Origin of the sequence: Qipengyuania sp. (genome assembly GCF_965277845.1) — a bacterium.
In the GTDB taxonomy this organism is placed as follows: domain Bacteria; phylum Pseudomonadota; class Alphaproteobacteria; order Sphingomonadales; family Sphingomonadaceae; genus Qipengyuania.
Genome location: NZ_OZ255844.1, coordinates 2,163,773 through 2,187,914, shown reverse-complemented (window position 1 = coordinate 2,187,914; position 24,142 = coordinate 2,163,773). Strand labels below are relative to the sequence as shown.

The following is a 24,142-nucleotide window of genomic DNA, read 5'->3' as shown; positions in this document are numbered from 1 at the left end:
TCCGCCCCGCTTTGACAGCGCTCACCCGGCGTCGCAAGAGCGCAGTTCAGCGACCGATCAGTTCCTGCGCCATGCGGTCGGCAACCTGATCCGGCGAGGCGCCGCTTCTGTCGCTTTCGTGCCAGATCTGCTCGAGCCGTCCCGGGATCAGCGCGATGCGCTTGCGCACTTCGTTGATGTCGCAAGGCGCCTTGTCCTTGCGGCACAGATATTCGAGCGTAACCGAGATGATTCCGCCTGCATTGATAACGTAATCGGGCGCATAGAGGATACCGCGCTCGGCCAGCATGGGCCCATGCTCGGGGCGGCGCAGCTGGTTGTTCGCACCGCCTGCCACGATCTGGCAATCTAGCCGCGCGATGCCTTCGTCATCGAGAATCGCGCCCAGCGCGTTGGGACTGAAGACATCGCATGCGACCGACATTATCGCATCGGACGCGGCCGTTTCCGCGCCGAGCTCGGCGGCCAGGGCTTCGGCGCGGTCGTGATGGATGTCCGACAGGGTCAGCTTGGCGCCGTCGCGGGCCAGCAAGCGGGCGACACCGCCGCCAACGCTGCCGGTACCCTGGAGCGCAACATGCACGCCTTCTACGCTGTCCTTGCCCAACTTATGTCGAATCGCAGCCTTGATGCCGAGGAAGATCCCAAGGGCGGTAAAGGGTCCCGGATCCCCGCCAGCCGCATCCTCACCCTCGACCGGTAGGCCCGAAACATACTGCGTGCGCTCGGCCACCGCTGCCATGTCGGCTTCACATATGCCGACGTCCTCGGCGGTCACATATTGCCCGCCCAGCGCTTCGACGGCATCGGCGAAGGCGGCGAGCATTTCAGGCGTCTTGGTCTTGTCCTTCCCGGCGAGAATGACTGCCTTGCCACCACCCATCGGCAGGCCGGCCATGGCGTTCTTGTAGCTCATGCCGCGCGACAGGCGCAGCGCATCGCGCATGGCATCGGCGGGTTCGGTATAGTGCCAGAAGCGCGTACCGCCCGCGCCTGGGCCGAGATGGGTGGAGTGCAGCGCGATGATCGCAGTCAGGCCGCGTTTCGCATCGCGAACCACCTGGACCAGTTCGTGGTCGTCGAAATCCGCTTCGGTCCAGAACGCCGTCATGCCTGCTTGCCCCCTAAGAGCGTTGAAGGACGGCCATCAAAAGGGGAGAAAATGGGGCGATCGACGGGGTTCGAACCCGCGACCTCCGGTACCACAAACCGGCGCTCTAACCAACTGAGCTACGATCGCCACATGCCCCCGGAACCGCCCGGGAAAGGGGGGCCTGATACGCTTGCGCGCGGCAGCGTCAACCCGCCCAACGCAACGGCGCGTGCCTGTTGCACAATGAGGGTCGATTGGGAAGCGAAAATCGCAATCACCCGGGCTCTGCGCAACATTCTTTCGTAGTTGCCGGAGGCTGCAAGCACGCTATCCTCGCTCTGATGAAGGGTCCCGGCGAATCTTCGAGCGAGCGCTTGCTGATGGTCGAAGGAATGCAGCGCGTGCCGAGCGACAAACTTGAACTGTTTCAACTGCGTGACTTCGTGCCTCACGATCTGCGCGAAGAACTGATTCGCCTGATCGAACAGGATCGCCGTCCCTCGACGCTCGCCGATGCGGGCGATGATCGCTATTTTCGCACCAGTGAGACATGCGATCTCGAAACGGACGAGTCCGCCGTGCGATCGCTGGAAGAGCGGCTTAGCGCACTGAACGGAATCGATCCGGCGCATGGCGAACCGCTGCAAGGCCAGCGCTACGAGGTTGGACAGGAATTCAAGCCGCATTGCGACTATTTCAATCCGGGCGGTTCCGACTGGGCCAAATACTGCTCGGTTGCCGGGCAGCGAACCTGGACATTCATGATCTATCTTAACGACGTCGAGGCCGGCGGCGCGACGCGGTTCAAGACGGTGGGAAAAACCTTCCAGCCCGAGGCGGGCAAGCTGATCTGCTGGAACAACCGTCGCCCCGATCTCAGCGAGAATCCCAATACGCTCCACCACGGCATGAAGGTGCGCAAAGGGCTCAAATACGTCATCACCAAGTGGTATCGCGAAAAGCCCTGGGGATGGTGAGGTGATCGAGGGCGGCAAGATCTACGAAGGCGGCTGTCATTGCAGGACGGTTCGGTTCCGCTTCACCATGCCCGATGAGCCCGTAATCCGGAGGTGCAATTGCACGATCTGCGCGATGAAGGGGGTGGTGATGCTCGATGTACCCATGGCCAGCCTCAAGATCACGGCGGGGCGAGATGCCCTTGTGCTATATACCTTCGGCAGCGGGCAGGCGAAGCACCGGTTCTGTTCGAAGTGCGGCATACACCCGTTCCACCAACTGCGCTCCGAACCCGACCATTACGGTCTCAATCTCGCTTGCGTAGACGGGTTGACGGTTTACGATCTGCCCGAGGTCCCCGTATTCGATGGCCAAAGCCATCCCGGTGATGGCGGCGACTACAGCTACGTCGGCATCATGCGGTTCGAACGCAGCGAAAATTGACGCAAGACAAATTTCGCTCGTGGCATTCGTGGTAGTCAGCGAGAATTGGACCAATCGGGAGTGTGGTAATGATCGACTACAGCGATATTCGCGCCAAGCTGCAAACACGCCTCGCAGATCTGCTCGCACGCGCCGAGGTCATCGAAGATGACCTGCGCCACCCGCTCGACGCAGATTCGAGCGAACAGGCGGTCGATCTCGCGGACGACGAGGCATTGGAAGGAATTGACGATGTCCTGCGGCAGGAGATCGGACAAGTGCGCATGGCGCTGTTGCGGATCGAGAACGGGACCTATGGCACCTGCAGCCGCTGCGGGAAGCAGATCGCACGCGCCCGCCTCGAGGCGCGACCGATCGCGACGCGCTGCATCGAGTGTGCTGACTGATCGGTCGAAACAAAAAGGGCGGCCTCGCAGGACCGCCCTTCCCAAAACTTCGAGGCTCGCCGCGCTCAGTTCTTCTTGAGCGACAGGCCGCCGAAACGCTTGTTGAAGGCTGCGACGCGGCCGCCTTCCTGAATCTGTTTGGTGCCACCGGTCCATGCCGGGTGGCTGGTCGGGTCGATATCGAGCGTCAGCGTATCGCCCTCGCTGCCCCAGGTGGAGCGCGTCTGGAATTCGGTACCATCGGTCATCTTGACCGTGATCATGTGGTAATCGGGGTGACCTTCGGCCTTCATTGTAAACGTCCTTTTAGCCTCGGAACGGTTCCGACCGGTCCAGCTGTGTTGTGGAGAAGGCGCGCGCATAGCCGCGAGCGCCGAATTTGGCAACCTTATTCGGGTGCGTCGGCGATCATCGCGGTAAACTGCACTTCACAGGTCACCTTGCCATCGACCGAAGCCTCGCCCGCAAATTTGCACACGCGAGAGCGCTTCTGGACGAATTCGGCCTTGAGATCGAGCAGCACGCCGGGCGTCACCGGCGCACGGAACTTCGCATTCTCGATCGCCATGAAATAGACGAGCTTGCCCGAACCGGCGAGGCCGAGGCTTTCGACGGCGAGCACACCCGCAGCCTGCGCCAGCGCCTCGATCTGGAGCACACCGGGCATGATCGGCGCGCCGGGGAAATGCCCCTGGAAGAAATCCTCGTTGAAGCTGACCGCCTTGACCGCATGAATGCGCTCGTCGACGGCCAGTTCCTTGACCCGATCGACCAGCAGCAGGGGATAGCGATGCGGCAGGCGCTTCAGCACCCCGACGACGTCGAAACCGGTTTCGCTCATTCCCCTGCTCCTGCTGCTACGATCAGCGACCGGTCGGCTGCGTCGCCGGCTGCTGCTGTTGCTGCTGTTGCGCGGCTTGCTGCGCCGCCTGTTGCTGCGCGACGCCAATCAAGACTTGCGAAACGGTCTGCTGCGTCTGGAGCGATTCCTGGCGTGGACGCCAGCCCTGCGGCGGAGTGATCTGGACGCTCGGTACGCGCTGATTCATTGCGGCGACCAAGTCGTTGGTTACATTGAACGTCTCGGGTGCCCACTGGACCGCATCAGGATTCAACAGGATCTGAATGTTCTTCTGTTGCACGACCTGCTGCTGAACGTTCGGGTAGTCGTTGATCAGTTGTTCAATGGCATAGGTCTGCGCCAGCACAATCGGCTGCGAGATCTGAGCGAGCTGTTGCTCTTTCTGCTGAAGCTGCTGCACAACCGAAGGGTTGGCCTCTGCTTCCGCCTGGGTAAGCTGGCCATTATTGTCAGTGTCGAGGCTCTGCTGAAGTGTCTGCATTTCCTGACGCAGAGTGCGCAGTTGTGTGATTTGGGCCGAGTACTGCTGGTCGATCTGCTGGTAAGCGTTGATGCGTGCCTGGCTGCGCACGATCACAGCTTCGGGGCTGCTCGTCGCGATACCGCTGACCTGCGCGGTAGCCGGCGTCGAGATGACTGCGGTACCTGCAAGAGCGGCAACAGCGATGGTCTTGGGAAAAAGTTTCATCAGAATTGCGTTCCTACGTTGAAGGAGAAGGTCTTTGTATCGTCTCCGACCTGCTTCTTGAGCACGTGAGATAAATCGATCCGGAAGGGACCGAAGGGCGAGTTCCAGTTGACTCCGAAACCAACCGAAATGCGTGGCGATGGGCTATCACCTACGAATACTTCCCTGAAAGCCGGGAAAACGATGTTCGGCTCGTTAGCGGTGCCATCGGGTGCGACGGGATCTGTTACGACGGTGACAACCGTGTTTCCGTCCGCGTCAACCGATCTCTGCAGGAACTCCAGATTGCCGCTGGCATCGGTGTTCTGCACCCCGTTGGGGAAATCCTGCAGGATGGGACGAGTGACGCTGAACAGCGAGCCCACGTCGAGGAAGATCGAAGGTCGAATGCCCATCTCGCGCGCACCGCTTCCCAACGGAATCTCGAGCTCTGCCCTACCGAGGTAGTAGGCCTTGCCACCCAATGAATCGTCGATGCGGTTGTTGCCCGCCAGTGCGTCCTCGACCGACTCGGGCACGGTCGGCGTCGTCGGATCGTCATCGTCATCGATATAGGACAGGCGTACGATGCGGGGGCCAACACCGCGAATATCGAAACCCCGAAACTGCGGTTCGCCAAGGAAGAATCGATCGGTCAGCAGGACATCGTCGCGACCAGCGACGTCGTTGTCTTCCAAACTGCGTATCCACCCCCCTTCGCCAGTGACCGAGAAGATGAAACCACTCCCGACCGGCCAGAACTTACCCGCCTGGGCGCGCGAACGGACATATTTCACGTCACCGCCGAGCCCGGCAAACTCGGTCGTCCAACTCACCCTTTCACCGCGAGTCGGTCGAAGGCGACTGTCGAGCGTATTGTAGGTAAGCGTTAGCCCGACAATCGAACTCGTCCGTTCACCGATGGCTTCACAAAGGAAGCGGCTGGCCCGCAAAGGGTCGCAGGTCGCCACTCCATCGCCATCGCGATCGGAGAAATAGATCGACTCGTCGAGACTTACATCCTCATATTCGAAAGTGTAGCTGCCAATCGCACTTACATATTCGGTCAACGGGACGCCGGCACGGATCGAGATGCCTGTTTGCGACTGCTCGTACGTCGTATTGCGTTCGTTGTTGCGGAAGTTGAAGCTGTTGAGATCGCGGCGATAAATGTCCACGCCGGCGGAAATGTTCCGGTCGAACACGTAGGGTTCGCTGAAGCTTACCTGCGCCGATTGCGAGAAGCGCGAATAGTTCAGGCTCAAGCCGACCGTCTGGCCGCGGCCACGGAAATTGCGCTGCCGGATGGAGCCAGCAAGGATGAAACTCTCAAGGCTCGAAAAGCCCGCAGACAGCTGCAATTCGCCGGTTGCCTGTTCTTCGACATTGGCTTCGAGCACGATCCGATCGGGTGCACTGCCCTCGACCTGGTTGATCTCGAAGTTTTCCTGGAAATAGCCGAGCGAATTGATACGCGCGGTCGAACGCGCGACCGACAGCGAATTGAAGGCATCCCCTTCGGCAAGCCGGAATTCGCGGCGCACGACCTTGTCCTGCGTCAGCGTATTGCCGTTCACATCGATCCGCTCGACATAGACGCGCGGCGCTTCGCGAAGCACGAAGGTCACGTTCATCGTCAAGTCGTCGGGGTTGCGGCGGAACTGCGGCTGCACATCGGCAAAGGCGTAGCCGAAAGTGCCGGCCAGCTCGCTCAACTGCTCCACCGTGTCTTCTACGAGCTTGGCGTCGTACCAGTCCCCTCCCTGCATTGGCAGGCGCGCGGTCATCGCGTCATTGTCGAAGTCGCGGATCTGAGAGTCGACCGACACATCGCCGAATTTGTAGCGCTCGCCCTCCTCGACCACATAGGTAATGATGAAATCGCGCTTGTCCGGCGTCAGTTCGGCGACTGCGGAGACAACGCGAAAATCGGCGTAGCCTTCGGTCAGATAGAATTGGCGCAGTTTCTGCTGGTCGAAGGCCAACCGATCGGGATCGTAGCTGGTGTTCGAGCTGAGGAAGCTGGTGAGGCGCGCCTGCTTGGTCACCATCTCGCCGCGCAGCTCGCCGTCGGAGAAGGCCTCATTGCCAATGATGTTGATCTGGCGGACCTTGGATTTGGGGCCCTCGCTTATCTCGAAGACGATATCGACGCGGTTCTGCGACAGTTCGACCATCTTCGGTTCGACGGTAGCGGCGAAGCGGCCCTGGCGCTTGTAGAGTTCGATAATGCGCGCCACGTCGGCGCGGACTTTCGAACGAGTGAATATCTGGCGCGGCGAAAGTTTGATCTCGGGCAGGATCTTGTCGTTCTTGATCCGCCGGTTACCCTCCAGGATAATCCGATTGATCACCGGGTTCTCGACGATCGTGATCACCACATTGCCATCATTGTTCACAACGCTGGCGGTGGAAAAGAGTTCGGTCGCGTAAAGGTCCTTGAGGACCTCGTCGCCGGCCGCCTGCGTCCAGACATCGCCAGGGCGCAGTTTGATGTAGGACAGGATCGTCTGCGGCTCGAGACGCTGGGCGCCGCTCACGGCGATGGTCTGCACAACATCCTGCTGTACGACCGGCGCCGGGGCCGGCGCTTCCGCGCCCTCTTCCTGTGCGAAGGCCATAGCGGGCATCCCTGCAAGCATGGTGCCGGCCAACAGGCCGATCGCCAGCCGCGCGGCAGGGTTCTTGCGTCGCGTGGCGGCAAAAGCAAAATCAGTCATCGACAAGGAGATTCCCGTCCTCGTTGCACTTACAGCAGACCCGGCTGTCGCAGCCCCGATCCGGCGTCAGGCCGCACTGAGCGGGGCAGCCCTGCCGTCCCCTGCCCGATGCGCCTTCGCCGATCAAGCGTTGCTGCGGTAAATTGCCGGTATCCCGCTCCCTTTCCCCGGCTAATTCCCGAAAACGGGAAGCGTCGCCAGATCGTTGATCGTGACGAACACCATCAGCATCAGCACGAGGGCTACGCCGGCGCGGTACGCCACTTCCTGACCGCGGGGCCCGACCGGCTTACGGCGGACCGCTTCTGCCGCGTAGAAAGCCAGGTGCCCGCCGTCGAGGGCCGGGATTGGCAGGAGGTTGATGAATGCCAAGTTAAGCGAAATCAGCGCGGCGAAATTGATGAAGGCCATCGCGCCGAGACTGAGCTGCTCGCCGGAGAACTTGGCGATCTTCACCGGCCCGCCGAGTTCCTGAACCGACCGTTCACCGGTGAAGATCTGACCGATTCCCGTCACCATCATGTCGACGATGCCGATCGAATGATCGACCGCGAGGCCCAGCGAAGACCCCAGCCCCTGAGGCACGAATTCAAGCTCCGACCCGCCCGACGCGACACCTATCATGCCGATTTTCGAGGCATTGCCGAACCGATCGGTCATCTCGACACTGCGCACGGGCACGGCGAAAGTCCGTTCCGCGCCGTCACGCACGACGGTGATGTCCAGCGTGCGCCCGGGATAAAGCATCACCGAATCCTGCACGTCGCGGAAATCCTCGACGCGCTCGCCCTCGACAGCGACAATCCGGTCGCCGACTGCCATACCGGCTTCACGTGCAGTCGAGATTTCTGCGAATTCGGCCACCGTCATCTGCTGATCGACATCGGCGGGCACGGGCTTGCCGTAGAACGCGAAGAAGCTCGCGAAAATGCCGAGAGTCAGCAAGATATTGGTCGCCGGACCGGCGAAGACGATCAGCGCGCGCTTCCACAGGGCGGCGTGATGGAAGCTGCCCGTGCGCTCCTCTGCGCTGGCACGCGCGGTCGCTTCAGCATCGGGAATGCTGGCGGGGTTCATGTCGCCCTTGAACTGGACATAGCCGCCAAGTGGCAGCGCGCTAAGCTTCCAGCGCGTGCCACGTTTGTCGGTGAAGCCCCAGATTTCCTTGCCGAAACCGACCGAGAAAGCCTCTGCGTGCACGCCAAACCAGCGGCCGACGAGATAGTGGCCGAGTTCGTGAAAGGTGACCAGCGGCCCCAACAACAGCGGGAAGCCGATTACGTAATAAAGCCAAAGGGGCAGGTCGAATTCCAAGATCAGGCGGGCTCCAGCAAGTGGGTGGCACGGATACGTGCGTCCTCGTCAACGCGCATCACCTCTTCGAGGGTCCGCGGCGCATTAGGCAAGTCGCCTTGCTGGAGGACGCTTTCCACCACTACCGCAATCCTGCTGAACGCAATCTTACGCGTCAGGAAGGCTGCAACCGCAACTTCGTTTGCGGCATTGAGCATCGCTGGCGCCGCCCCGCCCGCTTCCGCGGCCTCGCGGGCCAGCTTCGTCGCGGGGAAACGCACTTCGTCAGGGGCGAAGAAGGTCATCTCGCCGATGGCGGGCAGGTCGAGCGGAGCCATCGGCGTATCCATCCGCGCCGGCCAGGCGAGGCAGGAGGCGATCGGCACCCGCATGTCGGATGGTCCGAGCTGAGCCAAAGTCGACCCGTCGCGATACTCGACCATAGAATGGATCACGCTTTGCGGGTGAACCACGATCCGGATGCGATCGAGATCGATCGGGAACAGGTGGTGTGCCTCGATCAGTTCGAGACCCTTGTTGAACATGGTCGCGGAATCGACGCTGATCTTGGCGCCCATGTCCCAGTTGGGATGCGCGATGGCCTGCTCGGGCGTCACCGCGGAAAGATCCGCAACAGTGCGCAGAGGCCCACCGCTGGCCGTCAGCGTGATCGAACGTACATCCTCGATCCGGCCGCCCTGCAGGCACTGGAAGATAGCGTTGTGCTCGCTATCTACCGGCAACAGCGTCGCGCCGTGCTTCGCGACCGCCGCGGTCATGACTTCTCCGGCGGACACCAGCGCCTCTTTGTTGGCCAATGCGATGGTGCCGCCTTGCTCGATCGCAGCCATGACCGGGCCGAGGCCGGCGCAGCCGACAATGGCGGCGACGGTGATGTCGACCGGGCGCGAAGCAGCTTCGCACAATGCCGCGCGACCCGCCGCCGCTTCGATTCCGGTTCCCGCAAGCGCATCGCGCAGCTCGCCAAGGCGACGCTCATCGGCCACCACCGCAATGCGCGCTCCGAACTCGCGCGCGGCCTTCGCCAGGCCATCGACATTCGAATTTGCAGTCAAGGCGACCACATTCCAGTCCCCGGAATTGCGGCGGACGAGGTCGAGCGTCTGCTCGCCGACCGAGCCGGTCGCGCCGAGGATGGAGATCGAGCGCATCAGCGCGCCGCGCCGAGCAAGACGCCCGCCAGCAATATGACCGGGATCATTCCGTCGGTGCGATCAAAAACACCGCCGTGTCCGGGAATCAGCCGAGAGCTGTCTTTTACTCCCGCCTTTCGCTTGAGCCAGCTTTCGAAGAGGTCGCCTGCCTGCGCCGCGACCGCGGTCAAGGCACCGAGAGCCAGGATCTGCCCCGCCTCGGCGAGGTCGAAGAACATCGTCGTTTCGCCCGACACGGCACGGGCCGCGACATAAATCCAGCCGCCGATCCACACCGTTGCGCCGACAATTCCGCCGAACAGGCCCGCCCAGGTCTTCGACGGGCTGATCGAGGGCGCAAGTTTCGGCCCCCCGAGAGTGCGACCGAAGAAATAGGCGAAGGTATCCACCGCAATGACCGAGCCAACCACACCGACGACGATCGGCAGCGGAAAGCGCGAAATCATATATCCCGCAATGCCGATATAGATCGCCCCGGCAAGTATGCCGGCAAGGCGATAAGGTATGTTTTGCGTCGCTTTGACGACCAGCAGCACGAATTCGATCATCGTGGCCAGCACAACCGCCAGGATGAACCAGCCGAACCACGGATCGCCTGCTACCAGCGCTCCAGCGGCGACGACGATCATCACCGCGGCCGAGATGATCCGCACCGGCAGGTCCGGGTTTTTCGGTGCGGGTTGATCCGTCACTGCTTCAGCGTCCGCCAAATCGCCTCTCCCTCTCCGCGAAATCGGCCAAGGCGTGCTTCAGATGATCCGGCGTAAAGTCCGGCCACAGCACGTCGACGAACAGCATCTCCGCGTATGCCGCCTGCCACAAGAGAAAATTGGACAGGCGTATCTCGCCGCTGGTGCGGATCAGAAGGTCGAGCGGTGGTAATGGCGCGCTGTAGAGATGGCGCTCGATCGACTCCTCGGTCACTTCGCCCTCCTCCGCCGCCTTCCGCGCAGCCTGCGCAATTTCGGCGTGCGAGCCGTAGTTGAGCGCCACAGCCAGCGTCCGCGAGCCGTGAGAAGTCTTCTCCAGGGCATCCTCGAGCATTGCGACGATATCGGGCGCAAGTCCTTGCCAATCGCCGAGGATATGGAGCTTGACGTCATTGGCGATAAATTCGGGCAAGTCCGATTTGATGAACCTGCGCATCAGATTCATCAGATCGTCGACCTCGTCTTCGGGCCGTTTCCAGTTCTCGCTGCTGAAAGCGTAGAGCGTCAGACACTCGATACGCGTATCCTTGAGGCTACGTACGAGTTCGCGCACGGCCTCCACGCCCCTGCGATGCCCCATGGCGCGGGGCAGGTGCTTGCGTTTCGCCCAGCGGCCATTGCCATCCATGATGATGGCCACATGCCGGGCGTGCCGCCCTTCCCCACTCATCCTCTCGCTCCGCGTCCCGCCGCCTTACTGCGTCAGGATTTCCTTTTCCTTCTGCGCGGCGGCAACATCGGCCTCACCGACATACTTGTCGGTCAACTTCTGGACCTCGTCCGCACCGCGCTTTTGCTCGTCCTCGGAGATTTCCTTCTTCTTCTCGTCTTCCTTGAGCGCCTCCATGCCGTCGCGGCGAACATTGCGGATCGCGATCTTCGCCTGTTCGGCATATTGTCCGGCAAGCTTGGCGAGTTCCTTGCGGCGCTCCTCGGTCAAGTCGGGCATCGGCAGGCGGACATTCTGCCCGTCGACCATCGGGTTGAGCCCGAGGTTGGCCTTGGCAATGCCCTTTTCGACCGCGGTGACATTGGCCTTGTCCCATACCTGCACGCTCAGCATGCGCGGTTCGGGCGCGCTCACGGTGGCAACCTGATTCAGCGGCATCATCGCGCCATAGACCTCGACCATCACTGGATCGAGCAGGCTGGTATTGGCCCGGCCGGTGCGCAGACCCGCCAGATCGCTCTTGAGGCTTTCGATGGCACCTTTCATGCGGCGCTCGATATCGGCTTTGTCGTACTTGGCCATGGCGGATTCCTCTTACTTTTCTGTGTTCGTGACGATCGTCTGCGTGCCCTCGCCGCTCAGCACGCGGGCGAGATTGCCCTTTTCGCGAATCGAGAAGACGACGATCGGGATATTGTTGTCGCGGCACAGGGCCACGGCGCTGGCATCCATGACCTTGAGATCGTCGGCCAGAACCTTACCGTAACTTACGGTTTCGAAGCGCTTTGCGTCCGCATTCTTCTTGGGGTCGCTGTCATATACCCCGTCGACGCTGGTACCCTTCAACAGCGCGTCGCATCTCATTTCCGCCGCGCGCAGCGCCGCACCGCTGTCGGTGGTGAAATAGGGCGCGCCGACGCCGGCGGCAAAGATCACCACGCGGCCCTTTTCGAGGTGGCGTTCGGCCCGCCTGCGGATCACCGGCTCACAGACCTGGTCCATCTGCACCGCACTCTGCACGCGTGTTTGCACCCCGAGCTGTTCGAGCGCGCTTTGCATCGCCAGCGCGTTCATCACCGTCGCGAGCATGCCCATGTAGTCGGCCTGCGCGCGGTCCATCCCCTGCGCCGCCCCGGCCATCCCGCGAAAGATATTGCCGCCGCCGATAACCAAGCAGATTTCGAGCCCGGTTTCCTTGGCAGTCTTCACCTCCTTGGCCAGTTCCATGACGAAGGCCGGATCGATCCCGAACTGCTGGTCGCCCATCAGGACTTCGCCCGAGAGCTTCAGGAGGACACGTTTCATCGTCGATAGAGGCATGGATTCTCGCTTGGCAGAAGTTTGCGCGGCCTTAGAGCGCCAACAGGCCGCTGCCAAGTGCGCGGATTGTGGCGGAATTCGCGATCGGCCGTTTTCCAACGTCGGAGCGAGCGCCCGCTTCGCCATGGCGTCACGACCAGAAATCCGGTCGCAGCCGGTCGGAGCCGAAGGGATTCGACCGAATCGGCGTTCCTTACGAAAACGGCCGCCGAACCGAAGTCCGACGACCGTTCCCGAATACGAGCGACCCGAATAACTACGGGCTTCGCCAATTGCTCATAGAAGGAACTGCTTTGCCAGTTCTTTATTTTGCGAAATACACAGAATCAGCCCGCGACGGCAGCAGCGACTTCCGCGGCGAAGTCGGCTTCTTCCTTCTCGATGCCTTCGCCCAGCTGAAAACGGACGTAATCCACCAGCTCGACCTTGGCACCGACATCCTTGTCGGCCTGCTCGACGACCTGCGCGATGGGGGTCTTGTTATCCATCACGAAAATCTGGCTGAGCAGCGCGTTTTCCTTGGCGTATTTGTTGATCGCGCCTTCGACCATCTTTTCCTGGACGTTTTCGGGCTTGCCGCTTTCGGCAGCCTTTTCCTTGGCGATCGCGCGCTCGCGCTCGATCACGGCCGGATCCAGACCTTCGGCGGTCAGCGCTTGCGGGAAGGCCGCGGCGATGTGCATGGCGAGCTTCTTGCCGAGCTCTTCGAGCTTGGCGGCATCGCCTTCGCTCTCGAGCGCCACCAGCACGCCGATCTTGCCGAGGTCGGGCGCGACGGCATTGTGCATGTAGGGCACGATCACGCCATTGGTGACCGAAACGCTCTTCATGCGGCGAACCTGCTGGTTCTCGCCGATGGTCGCAACATTGTCGGTCAGCTTGTCGGCAACGGTTCCGCCATCGGGATAGGCAGCGGCCTTGAGCGCTTCGACGTCGTCATTCGATGCGTTGAGCGCGACCTGCGTGGTCTTGCGCACGAAATCCTGGAACTTGTCGTTCTTGGCGACGAAGTCGGTTTCCGAGTTCACCTCGACGGCAACGCCCTTGGTGCCTTCGACGGCAACGCCGACGAGACCTTCGGCGGCGGTACGGCTCGACTTTTTCTGAGCGGTGGCGAGGCCCTTGGCGCGCAGGGCGTCGACAGCGGCTTCGATATCGCCATTGGCGCCTTCGAGGGCCTTCTTGGCGTCCATCATGCCCGCGCCGGTCTTTTCGCGCAGGGCCTTAACGTCAGCGGCAGTGAATGCAGCCATGATAGTTTCCTTCTTCGTATGATACGCGGACACCGGGCCAACTGGGGGGCGGCCCGGCGCTTAACTCCGCTTTGTGACGGGCGCGTGATGGCACCCGGTCAATGGAGGGCTCAAGCCGCCGCGGTTTCTTCCGGCGGATTTTCCATCGCGCCGACATCGGCACCCGAATCCTGCACGCCTTCGCCCTTGCCGCTCTTCGCAGCTTCGGCGACGGCTTCGCAGTACAGGCGGATAGCGCGCGCAGCGTCGTCATTGCCCGGGATCGGGAAGGCGATGCCTTCAGGATCGACATTGGTGTCGAGCACGGCGACGACCGGGATGCCGAGCACGTTGGCTTCCTTGATCGCCAGGTCTTCCATGTTGGCGTCGATCACGAACATAACGTCAGGAATGCCGCCCATGTTGCGGATACCGCCGAGCGACAGCTCGAGCTTGTCGCGCTTGCGGGTCAGGTCGAGGACTTCCTTCTTGGTCAGACCTGCGGTGTCGCCGGCAAGGCGCTCGTCGAGCGACTTGAGGAACTTGATGCGTTCGCTGATGGTCTTCCAGTTGGTCAGCATGCCGCCCAGCCAGCGGTGGTTGACGTAGTGCTGGCCCGAAGCGAGCGCGGCTTCGCGGATCGCGTCCTGCGCCTGGCGCTTGGTGCCGACGAACAGCACCTTGCCGCCCGAACGCGCGGTCTGCTGGATAAAGTCGAGCGCGCGTGCGAACAGCGGCACGGTCTGCGACAGGTCGATGATGTGGATGCCGTTCCGCGCGCCGAAGATATACGGCTTCATGCGCGGGTTCCAACGGTGGGTCTGGTGGCCGAAGTGCGAGCCGGCCTCGATCAATTGCTGCATCGTGACGGTAGGAGCCGCCATAGTTATATTCCTTTCCGGTTATGCCTCTGGAAAGCTGGAACCCGAATGCGGTCATGTCCCGCGGCGGGCACCGGTATGTGCGCCTTCCATGTGGATTTGCCCGCTTGGTTGCAGCCGGGAATCGACCGAAACCTGTGCGGACGGCGCGCCCTTAGCGCTGCCGGGCGCAGAAATCCAGACTCAATTCGTCAATCGAAAAGAGCATCCGGACGCAAATAGCGCTTGACAGGTTGGAACAAAAAGAGAACATTGCCTCCATCGTCGGAACAACCTACGTGCAAGGCGGGTTTTCCACCCAATATCCCCGACTTGTCAACAACGCTGTCGACAGCCGGGAAGGAGACTTTGAGATGTTCGCACTGTTCCTGTTTGCCCTGCTGGTTGCCATAGCCGTGGCAACGGTATGTGTGCTTGCCGATAGCGGACTGCGCTGGTGGTCCGCTTTCGGCATTCTTCGGCGTGAACTGAACAACGGGGCAGCACCTGCCGTGCCGTTGCTGCGCCGGACTGTGACTGCGGGTAGTTGTGCCGCATTCGATCGCTCCGGCACGGATCGCGCTTTGCGCGCGAAAATCAACTGCGCCGCTTGATCCGCGCGTAGCGGACAAGGCTGTAAGGCAGAAGCAAGAAGTAGCCCGCGCAGATTGCGCTCAGCGTCCACCAGGGTTCGACCAGCAAGGCTGCGAACAGCAATCCGACGAATGCCAGCACCTCGAGACGAATGCCGCGTCGCGGACGCAGCGAGGTCCAGCTCGGCGTCGCCATGTTCGAAATCATCAGCAGCGCGATGACGGCAAGCCAGATGCCGACGAACAGCGGATAGCGGAACTCTTCTAGACCCGTCGCCATCCAGAGGTAGAAGGGTGCAAAGGCAAGTCCGGCACCGATCGGCGCCGGGACACCGGTCAGGAACCCGAGCGATTTATGCGGCTGGTCGGACACGTCGATCTGCGCGTTGAATCGCGCGAGGCGAAGGGCACAGCAGATGGCGAAAGCCAACGCGGCAAACCAACCCAGCCGCGGCTCGGCCGACAGCGACCAGAGAAAAACGATGATTGCAGGCGCCGTTCCGAAACTGAGCGAATCGGCGAGGCTGTCGAGCTCCGCCCCGAAACGCGACTGCGCCTTCAGCGCCCTGGCGACCCGGCCATCCATGCCGTCGAGAATTCCGGCCACGATCACCGCGACGACGGCCGCCCCCCAGTTCGCGTCGATAGCGAAGCGAATGCCGGTGAGGCCCGCGCATAATGCCGCGGCGGTTATTGCATTGGGAATCATCGCTCGAAGCGTCAGCGCGCGGGTCCGAACGACCGGCGGCTGCTCGTCCTCCGAAGCCTTCGGCCCGAGGCGTGCGCCTTCTTCGTATTCGTGTTGCGGCCCGGTCACTGCGAAACTCCCTCGATCAGTTTCTGGCTGCCGATTTCCGCAAGGACGGTTTCGCCGCCAATACAGCGCTGGCCCAGCAGGACCTTTGAATCGGTTCCCGCCGGCAGATAGACATCGACCCGGCTACCGAACCGGATCAGGCCGATGCGCTGCCCCACGCCGACCGCATCGCCCGGCTTGACGAAAGGTACGATCCTGCGTGCCACCAGCCCGGCAATCTGCGTGAAGCCGATTTTAAGCCCATCGGTGCGCTCGATCAGGATATGCTGGCGCTCGTTCTCTTCGCTCGCCTTGTCGAGACCCGCATCGAGGAAGCTGCCCGGAATATAGATGACCCGGCGCACCGTACCCGCGATAGGGGCGCGATTGATATGCACGTCGAAGACCGACATGAAAATCGAGATACGCGTGACCTTGCCCGGTTCGAGACCGGCATGCCCGCTGCCATCGTCGACGATCATTTCGGACGGCGGATCGACTTCGGCGATCAGGGATACCAGACCGTCGGCCGGTGCGACGATCGCCTTGTCGTCCTGCGGCACCACACGTTCGGGATCGCGGAAGAAGGCGAAGACGCCGAGCGAGAGTGCCAGCAAGGGCCAGCCGACTATTTCCCAATCGAGCCCGACCAGGAACACCAGGCTGACAACCACCGCGATGACGCCGAACTTGCGCCCCTCGGGATGGATAGGGGGCCACGACCAGCGGACATCCCCGCGGCCGCGATTGTCGAGAAGATCACCTGCCATTGACGCCACCTAGGCCCTGGGACGAAGCGTCACAAGGTGTCATGCCACCTTGCGCAGGAAGACCGCACCCGCCGAATAACCCGCGCCGAAACTGCAGATCAGGCCTGTATCGCCCTCGGCAAGGTCCTCGTTATGCTTGTGAAAGGCGATGATCGAGCCTGCGCTCGAGGTATTGGCATAGGTGTCGAGCACAGTCGGGCTTTCATCGGCGTTGGCCTCGTGCCCCAGCACCCGGTGCGCGATCAGGCGGTTCATCCCGGCATTGGCCTGGTGCAGCCACAGGCGCCGCAACGCCTGCGGATCGAGCCCCAGTTTTCCCGCTTCGGTGACGATCATCTCAGCGACCATCGGCACCACTTCCTTGAACACCTTACGCCCTTCCTGGACGAACAGCTTGTCGGCCGTGCCCTCCCCTTCTGGAGACGCGCGGTTGAGAAAGCCGAAATTGTTGCGGATGTTGTTCGAGAACACGGTCTTCAGCTTGGTGCCGAGTATGTCCCAATGCTGCTGCGGTGCGACAGCCGCATCCTCGACCAGCACCGCGGTCGCGACGTCGCCGAAAATGAAATGGCTGTCGCGATCGCGCCAGTTCAGATGGCCGCTGGTAATCTCCGGGCTCACCACGAGAACGCTCCTGGCGTTGCCCGAGCGGATGTAATCGGCAGCGGTCTGGATCCCGAAAGTGGCGGAAGAACACGCAACATTCATGTCGAACCCGAATCCGTCGATTCCCAGTTCCTGCTGTATCTCGATCGCCATTGCCGGATACGGCCGCTCCATGTTGGACGCGGCGCATAATACCGCGTCGACATCGCCCGCCTCACGCCCTGCCCGCTCCAGCGCCTGACGCGCAGCCTTCACGCCGATCTCCGCCAGTATGGAGAGCTCCTCGTTCGACCGTTCCGGCCAGCGCGGTGCCATGATCGCGGGGTCGAGAATCGGCTCTTTCGCCATGACGTGGCGCGCCTTGATGCCGCTGGCCTTCTCGATGAATTCTACCGAACTCGGTTGCAACGGCTCGATCTCGCCGGTCTCGATCGCCTTGGCATGCTCGGTATTGAACCGCTCGACATAGCGGTTGAAGCTTTCGACGAGTTCCTCATTGGTGATGGTCTCGTCGGGCGTGAACAACCCGGTGGAGGAAATGACGGGGCGCCCGGTCAGGTTCTGGTCGTGACTCATGTCGGCTGACTAGGCCGACGCCGCCTTGCCTGCAAGCATCTGCAATCATCCGCATGCGCGGGCGCGAAACACCACTTCACATCGCTACGGCCACCCGATAGTGCGGAGCCCATGCATGATATGCCGTCATCTCGACCGACGAACTTTTGCGACGCCTGTGCCATTCGCAATCGCGCCATTTGTGCCGACCTCGATGATCGCGAGATCGGGCTTCTCAATGGTATTGGCCGTCGGCGCAAACTGTCGGCGGGCGAGCAACTCATGTGGGAAGGCGATGAAGCGGTACTGGTCGCCAATGTGATCGAGGGCGTCCTCAAGCTATCGTCGCATTCGGCAGACGGAAAGGAACAGATCCTCGGCCTCGTCTACCCCTCGGACTTCCTCGGTCGCCCGTTCGGCGAGACCTCGCCCTACGGTGTCGAGGCCCTGACCGAAGCCAACATCTGCGTATTCGAACGGGCGGATTTCGATCGCTTCGCCCGCGAACACCCCCGCCTCGAGCACAAATTGCTCGAGCGGACGCTGAGCGAACTCGACCGCACACGGCGCTGGATGCTGCTTCTGGGACGCATGAACGCGGAGCAGAAGGTAGCGAGCTTCCTGCTCGAAATGGCAGAGCGGCTCGGGACGACGGTTGCCGGCGCGGGAACCAGCGTCGCGCTGCCCCTGTCGCGGCAACAGATCGCCGATGTGCTCGGACTCACGATCGAGACGGTCAGTCGGCAATTGACCCGCCTGCGCAACGACGGCTTGATCGACCTGCCCTCGCGACGCGAGATCGTGCTGCACAACCACGCAGATCTCCAAGCCCGTGCCAGCTAGACGCACGACAGCCGCTCGCGCGGCCGGGTGACATTGCTCTGAATTGGTGAGTGGCGGGGTCGCGTGAATTGAACTGTTTCTCTGTTTGTAAGGAAAGGTCGCTATCCGGCGTAGAACGGAGTGAGGCCAAGACAGGCATGGAAAGGCGGGAGGTTCAATGGCATCGCGGCAATTTCGATCAGCGGAGAGCATCGCAGGCGAAAAGCAAACCCGCGACGCAGTCATTTCTCTTCTCGCGCGCCACGGGTTCACTGAGCTGCGCGAAGACAGGACACAACGCGGAACGGCTATCACCCAGGTTATCGCTGGGAATTCTCCGGACGGGGAGTCCGTTAGCCTCCATGTTCGACTTTGCTGGCGACGCGATGGGCGCAATGCGCGTGAGGATAGCTATTCTGCGGCGCAGCTGCGTGCCAAGCTGATCGATGATGACTGGGAGCGCACCTTAGCTTTCATCGTAGAACGCGCAGAAGAGGGAGAGATCACTCACACACTTTTCGTCCAGGGCGGGCGTGACGGGATTACAATGATGGCCATGGTCCCGGTCGCTGAAATCCCGGCAATTTGGCAGCGGCAGCGAGAAGTGAGCGCGGAGGTCATCGCTGCGGGACAAACCGGGCGTTGGCGCAAGAACCACGCGGAGAACGGGTCAAGCCCGACGATCTGGCTTCAGGATGACCGCTGGCCAGCAACCCACGTCGTCGCCGACGTGCTTTGGCAATGGCCGGGCGTGGTGAACGTGCTGGCTTTGGCTGCTTTAGAAGGCGAAACTGTCGTCGACGACAGCCTTGACGATCTTCCGTTCGATTTCGGCCAGCTCGGCAGGGATCAAGCTAGTCGGCTGGAAATATCGCGCTCAGGCTATCCCCGAGATCCGAACGTTCGCGCCGCGGTATTGACAAGAGCGGGCGGCGCCTGCGAGCGCGAGGGATGCGGTGAGGGTCGTCCATATCCGGGCTTTCTCGATGTACATCACATCCTTGGGGTCAGCTTAAGTGACCGAACTTGGAGTTGCGTCGCCCTTTGTCCGAATTGTCACCGAGAAGCGCACTTCTCGCCTGATCGGGACGAGATGAACCGGCGGCTTCAGGAATTCGCCGCAAGCTTCGAGTCCCAAAGTTGAGGGCTCCCGAAGTGCGGTCGCGATGCAAATCGCGCCGAATTTCTACGAACGAAGCTGGACGAATGAGGACGATCTTGGCTTCAAATCAACGCTGAAAAATCGTCCTGGGGCAAGCTTTGGGGGCAAATTTTTGAGCGCTTGAAACCTGAAAAAATATAACAATCACATGCACTTGAAGTGCGAGTTTTCTTCTGCAGCGATTGCCTCTAGAGACTATTGCGCGGGCTCGCCTCGAACTGCTCGCCGGACAGCGCCTAGGAATTCAATCGCCTGACTGCCTACTTCCAGTCAGGCAGTAAGACCGAAGTCATTCACCGACCTACCACCCAATTAAATAGGCAGTGATCACCAATCGGGAGGCCAACCGTTTGCTGGGGAAGCAGTCACCGTTTCGTCGGGATATCGCAAACTTGAGGAGCTGAAACGCGGCGCGGGCCGTGGTTGGAAGGACAAGTCTGTCGCGATGATGGAACCGCGCGTTCGGTTGGTCTCGCTTCGGGACGCCTCTTCCAAGGTTAGAACGGGTGTAACGCATGCGTCCAATCCCGCGAAGGCAACTTCCCACTCGGTCATGGTCTTTGTCTTGATCACGGGTCCCAGCAATTCAGCGCGCGAAGCCCAGTGCTCGGGGTTGAGGTAGTCGTCGAAGTCCAAAGGATCGAAACCAAGGCCGGTGAGGAAGGCGTCGTGGAACTGTCTCTCGAGCGCCCCCACCGCAATATGGCGTCCGTCGGCGGTTTCATAGCACCGATAGAAGTAGGCGCTGCCGTCTAGCAGGTTGCCTCCACGCCCAGGATTCCACTGGCCCATCTGCATCCAACCGGACAGCTGAGTTAAGAGAACACTGATCCCGTCGATCATGGCGACATCGAGGACCTGCCCCCTGCCCGAGCGTTGCCTCTCGTGTAGAGCGGCCAGTACTCCAACCACCATGAACATCCCGCCACCCCCGAAATTGCCGACGAGGTTCAGAGGTGGGGTCGGCGCACCATCGAAAGGCCCGATAGGGTTAAGTCCGCCACTCAATGCCAGATAGTTTATGTCATGACCGGCCTTCTGGCTTAGCGGGCCTTCCTGACCCCACCCACTCATCCGAGTGTAGACCAGCCGTTCGTTGAGCTCGCAGAGCCGGTCCGGCCCCAGACCAAGCCGCTCCATCGTACCGGGCCGGTATCCTTCGATCAGCACGTCCGCTTCTTGGACCATGTAAAGGATTTTCTCCAATCCATCCTGCGACTTGATATCCAGTTCGAGCGAAGGCCTACCCCGGAAAAGAAAGTCGAACTTCGGATCCCCTCCAAGCGGATTTGTCGCTCCAGCCCGTTCGATCCGAATGCCGCTGGCCCCGAGGTCGCAGAGCATCATTGCACCGAACGGGGTTGGCCCGAGGCCTGTAAACTCTAGCACCTTGACGCCTTCCAGCGGCATCTGCCGCCGCACCTCATTGCTATCTGTATCAGCGTCGCCAGCACCCATGCCGTTCTCCAAAATTATTCCCGCAAGTTAAAAAATATACTAGCCAGTAGACGGTTCGGATGTCACTATCGAAAACATGATCCGCCTCAAGGCGGACATGGGCACAACTGAGAGGATGCGAGAATGGGAACCGTCACACCTAGTGAACTGCGTTTTACGCGGACGGAGCGGGTAACAATGGGCCAGCCCGCCGGCGAAGCACTGCTGGACCAGGCTGAAGCCATGGGATGCAACAAGGTCTTTCTCCTCGCATCCAGCACCCTCAGGGAGAAGACTGACGAGATTTCGAAGATCGAAAACGCGCTTGGCAAACGACACGCGGCGACCTTCAGTGGCGTTGCGCCGCACGCGCCGCGGGCCGATGTGCTTAAGACGGCGAATGCTGCACGTGAAGCGGGCGCCGATCTGATCGTATCGATTGGCGGGGGATCGGCAACCGATGCAGCCAAGATCGTCAGTCTGCTCATCAAACACGACGTTCGCACGGTCGAGGATTTCGAGCCGCTCCGTACTTACGTCACCGACGACGGTGAGGTCATCAATCCAATTACGGTTGGGCCGGATATTCCCGTAATATGTGTGCCGACCACGTTGTCTGGCGGCGAATTCAATGCACTTTCAGGCGCTACCGACGAGGAAACGCAGCACAAGCAGGGATACGAGCACCGCAACATGGCTCCGGTCATGGTGGTTCTCGATCCTGAGATCACCGTGCACACGCCTGAATGGCTATGGCTGTCCACAGGGGTGCGGTCTGTCGATCATGCCGTCGAGACGCTTTCGTCCGATAAATCGAACGATTTCGCCGATGGCCTTGCAGAAAGCGCGCTAAAGCTGCTGGTCGAAGGACTACCCCGAGTGAAGGCTGACCCCAACGACCTGGAAGGTCGTCTCAAATGCCAGATCGGCGCATGGCAATCCATGATCAGCATCATTGGGGGAGTGCCGATGGGCGCCAGTCACGCGATCGGCCACATCCTGGGAGGGACCTGTGACGTGCCGCACGGCTACTGCTCGTGCGTGATGGCGCCTTACGTGCTTCAGTGGAACGCTGAGTACGACGACAGTCGGCAAAAACGAACACTATCTGTTCTCGGTAACACCCATCCAACTGCGGCAGAGGCACTCGACGCATTCATCCGAAATCTTGGGATGCCGCGCACCCTCGGGGAGGTCGGGGTCGATGAAGCGCGCTTCCAGCAGGTATCCGAATATACGCTTCTCGACATCTGGGGGAGAACCAACCCCAGGCCTGTCAAGACGGCCGACGATATCATGGAAATACTGCGTCTGGCAGCTTGAGGGAGGGAACGACGTGGCCAAAGAAGATGATTTCACCGATCCGCGTATTCCGAACCGCGATGTATGCGTCCTGCGCTATCTTGTCGACAGATGGGCAGCCGAGCGACCGGAAAAGGCGCATGTGGTTTTTGCCGATGGCGATGAATGGACTTTCGCTGAATTGCAGAAGAAAGTCCGGGCCAAAGCTGCGGGGCTCCGCGACCTCGGAATTCGCCAGGGTGAGCATGTAGCCGTATGGTTGCCGAATGGGCCCGACGCTCTGCTCGCTTTCTACGCTATCAATTACATTGGCGCGGTTTTCGTTCCCTTCAATACTGCATACCGGGGCAGCCTACTGCAGCACGTGATTGCGAATTCTGGAGCGCGTTTTCTGCTGGTGCATCCAGACCTGCTGCCACGCTTGTCGGAAATCGATCTGGCGAAGGTGGAGCAGTTGGTCGTCACAACGAACGGGGACGCGGATTGCGCGCCATTGCCGGTCACCCGTTTCGATTCGCTATCTGGCGACGAGAACGATCCGCTTCCTCTCGATCGACCGATCGAGCCCTGGGACATTCAATCGATTATCTACACGTCGGGTACGACTGGCCCGTCGAAGGGGGTGCTGTCCTCCTATCTGCACATGTTCTCCAACGCCGGGCCGGTATCCTGGCCGATGGTGGGCGAAGACGACAGGTACATGTGCGTTGCTCCAATCTTCCATATCGGTGGCATGGGTCCTCCGTTCGTCATGCTGGCGCGCGGTGCATCAGTGGCAATGATCGACAATTTCTCGACTGATGAGTTCTGGTCTGTCGCGAAAGCCACCCAGTCAACCGTCGTGTTTCTGCTCGGCGTAATGGCAACATTCCTGCTCAAGGCGGAACCAGGACCTGGAGACCGGGATCATACGGTGAAGAAGGCCTTCATGGTTCCCTTAACCGGCGATGCCCCTGCATTCACGGAACGCTTCGGCGTCGACATCTACACGATCTTCAACATGACGGAGATTTCTTCCCCGATCGTATCGGAAGCAAATCCGATCAAGATCGGAACCTGCGGAACCGTTCGCGACGGAGTTGAGGTCCGTCTGGTGGATACGAACGATTGCGAGGTGTCGATCGGCGAAATCGGCGAGATGCTGGTGCGGACCGACAGACCCTGGGCGATGAACAGCGGCTACAATGCCAATCCTGAAGCGACTGCTGAAGCCTGGCGCAATGGCTGGTTTCATACGGGCGATGCATTCCGCCGGGACGAGGACGGATACTTCTATTTTGTTGACCGGGTAAAGGATGCCATCCGGAGGCGCGGCGAGAATATCTCGTCCTTCGAGGTAGAAGCTGACGTCTGCCGCCATCCCGCTGTGCGCGAAGCTGCGGCCATCGCTGTTCCCAGCGAGTATTCCGAAGATGAAGTCATGGTCGTTGCGGCGCCAGTACCCGGAAAGTCGATCGACCCGCAAAACCTTGCAGAGTTTCTTATCGAGACCATGCCCTACTTCATGGTCCCTCGTTACGTGAGAATCCTCGAGGAGTTGCCCAAAACGCCTTCCGCAAAGGTGATGAAGGCAGAGCTGCGCAGCGAGGGAATTACCGACGATACGTGGGACCGCGAGGCTGCGGGCCTGCGCGTCCGCAGGGAGAGCTTCAATTCATGAAGCCAACACCTTTCAAACAGGCGGTCGCTGCAGGGCGCCCCCAATGCCGG

At 60.9% G+C, this 24,142-nt stretch carries 25 protein-coding genes and 1 tRNA gene; 8 read left to right on the top strand and 18 right to left on the bottom strand.

Going from position 1 to position 24,142, the window contains the following annotated elements; translation table 11 throughout:
- Nucleotides 1-46 precede the first annotated feature (46 nt).
- A complete protein-coding gene (locus tag ACQY4G_RS10760) occupies nucleotides 47-1,111 on the bottom strand; it encodes a Leu/Phe/Val dehydrogenase (protein WP_421990849.1) in 1,065 nt (354 codons plus the stop codon).
- A gap of 52 nt (nucleotides 1,112-1,163) precedes the next feature.
- Nucleotides 1,164-1,240, bottom strand: a tRNA-His gene (locus tag ACQY4G_RS10755).
- Nucleotides 1,241-1,434: 194 nt separating this feature from the next.
- Here ACQY4G_RS10755 and ACQY4G_RS10750 point away from each other — a divergent pair.
- The 3 genes from ACQY4G_RS10750 (at nucleotide 1,435) to ACQY4G_RS10740 (ending at nucleotide 2,880) form a co-directional block, all read left to right on the top strand.
- Complete coding sequence (locus ACQY4G_RS10750) at nucleotides 1,435-2,070, top strand: prolyl hydroxylase family protein (RefSeq protein ID WP_421990847.1); 636 nt, start codon at nucleotides 1,435-1,437, stop codon at nucleotides 2,068-2,070.
- A gap of 67 nt (nucleotides 2,071-2,137) precedes the next feature.
- The gene (locus tag ACQY4G_RS10745) at nucleotides 2,138-2,494 is read left to right on the top strand and encodes a GFA family protein (RefSeq protein ID WP_428483067.1); all 357 of its coding nucleotides are present in this window, start codon (nucleotides 2,138-2,140) and stop codon (nucleotides 2,492-2,494) included.
- A gap of 68 nt (nucleotides 2,495-2,562) precedes the next feature.
- The gene (locus ACQY4G_RS10740; RefSeq protein WP_421990843.1) at nucleotides 2,563-2,880 is read left to right on the top strand and encodes a TraR/DksA family transcriptional regulator; all 318 of its coding nucleotides are present in this window, start codon (nucleotides 2,563-2,565) and stop codon (nucleotides 2,878-2,880) included.
- Between the two features lie 65 nt (nucleotides 2,881-2,945).
- Here the strand turns inward: ACQY4G_RS10740 and rpmE are convergent, their stop codons facing one another.
- From rpmE to rpsB, 12 genes are all read right to left on the bottom strand, one after another.
- Nucleotides 2,946-3,173 (bottom strand): 50S ribosomal protein L31, encoded by a 228-nt coding sequence (rpmE, locus tag ACQY4G_RS10735; RefSeq protein ID WP_067688169.1) that lies wholly within the window; start codon nucleotides 3,171-3,173, stop codon nucleotides 2,946-2,948.
- Nucleotides 3,174-3,268: 95 nt separating this feature from the next.
- Complete coding sequence (gene fabZ, locus ACQY4G_RS10730; protein WP_421990841.1) at nucleotides 3,269-3,721, bottom strand: 3-hydroxyacyl-ACP dehydratase FabZ; 453 nt, start codon at nucleotides 3,719-3,721, stop codon at nucleotides 3,269-3,271.
- Between the two features lie 22 nt (nucleotides 3,722-3,743).
- Complete coding sequence (locus ACQY4G_RS10725; protein WP_421990839.1) at nucleotides 3,744-4,430, bottom strand: OmpH family outer membrane protein; 687 nt, start codon at nucleotides 4,428-4,430, stop codon at nucleotides 3,744-3,746.
- Nucleotides 4,430-7,129, bottom strand: coding sequence for an outer membrane protein assembly factor BamA (gene bamA, locus ACQY4G_RS10720; protein ID WP_425061750.1), 2,700 nt, complete (start codon nucleotides 7,127-7,129; stop codon nucleotides 4,430-4,432). The genes ACQY4G_RS10725 and bamA overlap by 1 nt, the downstream gene beginning before the upstream one ends.
- A 171-nt stretch (nucleotides 7,130-7,300) precedes the next feature.
- Nucleotides 7,301-8,446 (bottom strand): RIP metalloprotease RseP, encoded by a 1,146-nt coding sequence (gene rseP / locus ACQY4G_RS10715; RefSeq protein WP_421993630.1) that lies wholly within the window; start codon nucleotides 8,444-8,446, stop codon nucleotides 7,301-7,303.
- A complete protein-coding gene (gene dxr, locus ACQY4G_RS10710) occupies nucleotides 8,446-9,594 on the bottom strand; it encodes a 1-deoxy-D-xylulose-5-phosphate reductoisomerase (protein WP_421990837.1) in 1,149 nt (382 codons plus the stop codon). Before dxr ends, rseP begins: the two co-directional genes overlap by 1 nt.
- Nucleotides 9,594-10,307 (bottom strand): phosphatidate cytidylyltransferase, encoded by a 714-nt coding sequence (locus ACQY4G_RS10705; protein ID WP_067688150.1) that lies wholly within the window; start codon nucleotides 10,305-10,307, stop codon nucleotides 9,594-9,596. Before ACQY4G_RS10705 ends, dxr begins: the two co-directional genes overlap by 1 nt.
- Entirely contained in the window at nucleotides 10,294-10,977 is a 684-nt protein-coding gene (gene uppS / locus ACQY4G_RS10700; protein WP_067688147.1) for a polyprenyl diphosphate synthase, read from the bottom strand. Before uppS ends, ACQY4G_RS10705 begins: the two co-directional genes overlap by 14 nt.
- Nucleotides 10,978-11,001: 24 nt before the next feature.
- Nucleotides 11,002-11,559 (bottom strand): ribosome recycling factor, encoded by a 558-nt coding sequence (frr, locus tag ACQY4G_RS10695; protein WP_421990835.1) that lies wholly within the window; start codon nucleotides 11,557-11,559, stop codon nucleotides 11,002-11,004.
- A 12-nt stretch (nucleotides 11,560-11,571) separates the two neighbouring features.
- Nucleotides 11,572-12,297: a UMP kinase gene (gene pyrH, locus ACQY4G_RS10690; protein ID WP_067688141.1), complete on the bottom strand. Its 726-nt coding sequence runs from the start codon at nucleotides 12,295-12,297 to the stop codon at nucleotides 11,572-11,574.
- Nucleotides 12,298-12,623: 326 nt separating this feature from the next.
- Entirely contained in the window at nucleotides 12,624-13,550 is a 927-nt protein-coding gene (tsf, locus tag ACQY4G_RS10685; RefSeq protein ID WP_421990833.1) for a translation elongation factor Ts, read from the bottom strand.
- Nucleotides 13,551-13,660: 110 nt separating this feature from the next.
- A complete protein-coding gene (gene rpsB, locus ACQY4G_RS10680) occupies nucleotides 13,661-14,413 on the bottom strand; it encodes a 30S ribosomal protein S2 (protein ID WP_067688135.1) in 753 nt (250 codons plus the stop codon).
- Between the two features lie 230 nt (nucleotides 14,414-14,643).
- On the opposite strand from rpsB, the gene ACQY4G_RS10675 reads away from it, so the two are divergent.
- On the top strand, nucleotides 14,644-15,003 hold the full coding sequence (locus tag ACQY4G_RS10675; protein ID WP_421990831.1) for a hypothetical protein: 360 nt from the start codon (nucleotides 14,644-14,646) through the stop codon (nucleotides 15,001-15,003).
- Here ACQY4G_RS10675 and ACQY4G_RS10670 read toward each other — a convergent pair.
- Genes ACQY4G_RS10670 through ACQY4G_RS10660 form a run of 3 tightly spaced genes read right to left on the bottom strand, consistent with a single transcriptional unit; the run spans nucleotide 14,987 to nucleotide 17,730 of the window.
- Nucleotides 14,987-15,799 (bottom strand): CDP-alcohol phosphatidyltransferase family protein, encoded by an 813-nt coding sequence (locus ACQY4G_RS10670; RefSeq protein WP_421990829.1) that lies wholly within the window; start codon nucleotides 15,797-15,799, stop codon nucleotides 14,987-14,989. The genes ACQY4G_RS10675 and ACQY4G_RS10670 overlap by 17 nt on opposite strands.
- Nucleotides 15,796-16,548 (bottom strand): phosphatidylserine decarboxylase, encoded by a 753-nt coding sequence (locus tag ACQY4G_RS10665; protein WP_421990827.1) that lies wholly within the window; start codon nucleotides 16,546-16,548, stop codon nucleotides 15,796-15,798. The genes ACQY4G_RS10670 and ACQY4G_RS10665 overlap by 4 nt, the downstream gene beginning before the upstream one ends.
- A 39-nt stretch (nucleotides 16,549-16,587) precedes the next feature.
- Nucleotides 16,588-17,730, bottom strand: a complete 1,143-nt coding sequence (locus tag ACQY4G_RS10660) for a beta-ketoacyl-ACP synthase III (protein WP_421990825.1) — start codon at nucleotides 17,728-17,730, stop codon at nucleotides 16,588-16,590.
- A 111-nt stretch (nucleotides 17,731-17,841) separates the two neighbouring features.
- Here ACQY4G_RS10660 and ACQY4G_RS10655 point away from each other — a divergent pair, with 111 nt between their 5' ends.
- Both ACQY4G_RS10655 and ACQY4G_RS10650 read left to right on the top strand, forming a co-directional pair.
- Nucleotides 17,842-18,552 carry a Crp/Fnr family transcriptional regulator gene (locus tag ACQY4G_RS10655; RefSeq protein WP_421990823.1) on the top strand — a complete coding sequence of 237 codons (711 nt, stop codon included), beginning with the start codon at nucleotides 17,842-17,844 and terminating at the stop codon, nucleotides 18,550-18,552.
- Nucleotides 18,553-18,709: 157 nt separating this feature from the next.
- Entirely contained in the window at nucleotides 18,710-19,675 is a 966-nt protein-coding gene (locus ACQY4G_RS10650) for a hypothetical protein (protein ID WP_421990821.1), read from the top strand.
- A gap of 345 nt (nucleotides 19,676-20,020) precedes the next feature.
- Here ACQY4G_RS10650 and ACQY4G_RS10645 read toward each other — a convergent pair whose 3' ends face one another.
- Nucleotides 20,021-21,151: a CaiB/BaiF CoA transferase family protein gene (locus ACQY4G_RS10645; protein ID WP_421990819.1), complete on the bottom strand. Its 1,131-nt coding sequence runs from the start codon at nucleotides 21,149-21,151 to the stop codon at nucleotides 20,021-20,023.
- A 177-nt stretch (nucleotides 21,152-21,328) separates the two neighbouring features.
- Between ACQY4G_RS10645 and ACQY4G_RS10640 the strand changes: the two genes are divergently transcribed.
- Together ACQY4G_RS10640 and ACQY4G_RS10635 are read left to right on the top strand one after the other, a co-directional pair.
- A complete protein-coding gene (locus ACQY4G_RS10640; RefSeq protein ID WP_421990817.1) occupies nucleotides 21,329-22,453 on the top strand; it encodes an iron-containing alcohol dehydrogenase in 1,125 nt (374 codons plus the stop codon).
- Nucleotides 22,454-22,466: 13 nt separating this feature from the next.
- The gene (locus ACQY4G_RS10635; protein ID WP_421990815.1) at nucleotides 22,467-24,092 is read left to right on the top strand and encodes an AMP-binding protein; all 1,626 of its coding nucleotides are present in this window, start codon (nucleotides 22,467-22,469) and stop codon (nucleotides 24,090-24,092) included.
- Nucleotides 24,093-24,142 lie beyond the last annotated feature (50 nt).